The following is a 2,414-nucleotide window of genomic DNA, read 5'->3' on the forward strand; positions in this document are numbered from 1 at the left end:
ACCCCGGACGTCCTCTGCAAACCTTGGCGATCAGTGGCGTACTGGCTCCACCGCTCGCCAGCCGCTTTACCCTGACCGAGCGTAATAACCTGCTGCACAGCGGGATATCAACGGTCACCACTGCCGACGATGGCACGGTACAGGTAGAAAACATCATCACCACCTACCAAAAGAACAAGTATGGGGCGGAAGATGACAGCTATTTGCAGATTGAAACCTTATTCCTGCTGATGTTCGTCACCCGATTCCTGCGCACTCAGGTGACATCGAAGTTTGCCCGTATGAAGCTGGCGGCCGATGGCACCCGCTTTGCTCCCGGCTCGGCGATTATCACCCCGAACGTGATCCGCGCCGAGTTGATCGCCCAGTACCAGACGTTGGAATTTAACGGCTATGTGCAGGATGCCAAAGGGTTTGCCAAGGGATTGATTGTCGAAAAGAGCGCCAGCAACCCGAATCGCGTTGATGTGCTGTGGACGGGTGTCCTGATCAATCAGTTACGCATCTTTGCCGTTCTCAACCAATTCCGCCTACAGGCATCAGCATAAGGATTCATTATCATGGGTGATACATCCAACCGCCTCGCCGGGACAGCGTATGTCACGGTTGACGGCCTGACCATCATGGTGGCGGGGCAATTCAAATACAGCCCCTCAAAGTTCAAACGTGAAACGCTCACAGGGATGGATGGGGTACATGGTTATAAGGAAACCTTTAACGCGCCGTTTATCTCCTGCCAAATCCGTGACAGTGGCGGCACGTCAATCAGTGATTTTAACGATCAGACTAATGTCAATATTGTCTGTGAGCTGGCAAATGGCAAAACGATTATCGGCAGTGGTATGTGGTCGGTAAATACTCAGGAAGTGGACAGTACCGAGGCAACGGCAGATATTCGCTGGGAAGGTGGCTCGGTCTCGGTGACGGAGAACTAAGATGTCTGAACTGGAACGCACTAAAACAATCCCCCTCGTTAAAGCCATCAGCCATGAAGCCACTAAAACCACCTATGAGGCCATCGAACTCAGTGAGCCGGTATTGATTCAGGTTCAGCAGTTCTATGACGAACAAGCCAAGTCTGGCTCACTCAGCGCGATGGGATTGCTCATTTCTCTGGTGTCGAATGTGCCGCGTGAAGCCATCAAAAAAATGGCATTCACCGACTATAAAGCCTGTGAGGTCTACATGATGAGTTTTTTAGCCTACTCCCCGCCGCCGGAGAGTGGGGTAACGAACTAGCGGATGTGACCTATTACTATGGTTGGGGACCGGGGGAGGCTTGGTCCCTGACCTATAGCCGATTGCAGTGGTGGTATCAGCAGGCGGTCAGAATTAACAAGGTTAAGGCAGGCAAAAATGGGTAATGCATTTGATTTTGAACTGACCGCAACCGATCAGGCGTCGGCCTCCATTCAGCGTATCGAAGAGGCGGTTAAAAATCTCATTCCTGATCTGGATAAAACCCGCGATGGACTTAAATTAGGAGGGCAGGGATCAGTTGAAGGTATTGACGACCTCAATGCTCGCCTAAAGGGAATGGGGCAGTTTGCGCGTGAAGGTGTGCAGTTTGTGGGTGATTTGGTGCCACCTCTGAAAATGGTGGGGGAAATTGGCAGCAAGGCACTCAGCTTTGGGGCGCTTGGCGCGGTAGGTTATATCGGTTTCAAAGCGGCTCAGGGGTTAAGCGCCGCCGCTGATTCAGCCTATTCGCTTGATGTTGCGGCCAAAAATGCCGGGATGTCCGTTGATGAGTTTAGTCGGGTCAGCGGTGCGATGCAGATATTGGGGGTGGATAGCGCCGCTGCCCGTCAATCTGTTGAGGGGCTATACAAGACGTTTAATGACCCCTTGTGGGCGCGTAATGACACCACACAGGCGTTGCTGGCTCAAAACGGGATCGTCATTGAACGCCTCAAAGATGGCACAGCAGATGTCTACAAGACGCTGGATAACGTTGCCAAGATATTCCCTAAACTCTCCCCGCAAACTCAAAAAACATTGGCTGATGCTTTAGGGCTGGATGCCAACCTTTTGACATTAATGCGAGAGGGTGTCAGGTACAAAGAGCTACTGACAAAATCAGATACACTCGGCTTAACGGTAGATCCGGCATTGAATCAGCAACTCACCGAATTAGACCGTAACATAGCCGAGGTGAGCGCTGCATGGGATGGATTAAAACAGCGCGGCCAGAATAAGTTTTATAGTGCGATCCTGTCAGATGGTTCAGTTAAAGACGGGATAGAAGGTGTCACCGATGTCGTCACTAATGGTATAGACAGTATTTCAGTTGCACATTTTTTAGGGTTAAACAGGGGGAAAGAAGCGGAGCAGTTACGCCGAGGCTATAACGACCCCGAGTTTTATAAAAATCTGAGCGAGTGGGATAAGGTTGGGTCAGATTACGGCATTAT

Annotated in this window: 3 protein-coding genes and 1 pseudogene; all 4 read left to right on the forward strand. The window is 51.0% G+C overall.

Translation table 11 applies throughout. The annotated features are described in order from the left end of the window. The coding region (locus tag AEP37_RS23255) for a phage tail sheath C-terminal domain-containing protein (RefSeq protein ID WP_049615550.1) at positions 1–548 on the forward strand (548 nt) is incomplete at its 5' end. Positions 549–560: 12 nt separating this feature from the next. Next, positions 561–935 (forward strand): phage tail tube protein, encoded by a 375-nt coding sequence (locus AEP37_RS23260; protein WP_049615551.1) that lies wholly within the window; start codon positions 561–563, stop codon positions 933–935. Between the two features lies 1 nt (position 936). Continuing rightward, positions 937–1,239, forward strand: a complete 303-nt coding sequence (locus AEP37_RS23265; RefSeq protein WP_049615552.1) for a phage tail assembly protein — start codon at positions 937–939, stop codon at positions 1,237–1,239. A 117-nt stretch (positions 1,240–1,356) separates the two neighbouring features. Beyond that, positions 1,357–2,414 (forward strand): annotated as a pseudogene (locus AEP37_RS23270) (hypothetical protein); the annotation flags it as partial.

Source organism: Yersinia pekkanenii, from assembly GCF_001152565.1.
GTDB lineage: Bacteria > Pseudomonadota > Gammaproteobacteria > Enterobacterales > Enterobacteriaceae > Yersinia > Yersinia pekkanenii.

Bases quoted from the DNA above. Each gene is read 5' to 3' on its own strand.
- AEP37_RS23260 (WP_049615551.1), top strand. From the start codon at position 561: ATGGGTGATACATCCAACCGCCTCGCCGGGACAGCGTATGTCACGGTT.
- AEP37_RS23265 (WP_049615552.1), top strand. From the start codon at position 937: ATGTCTGAACTGGAACGCACTAAAACAATCCCCCTCGTTAAAGCCATC.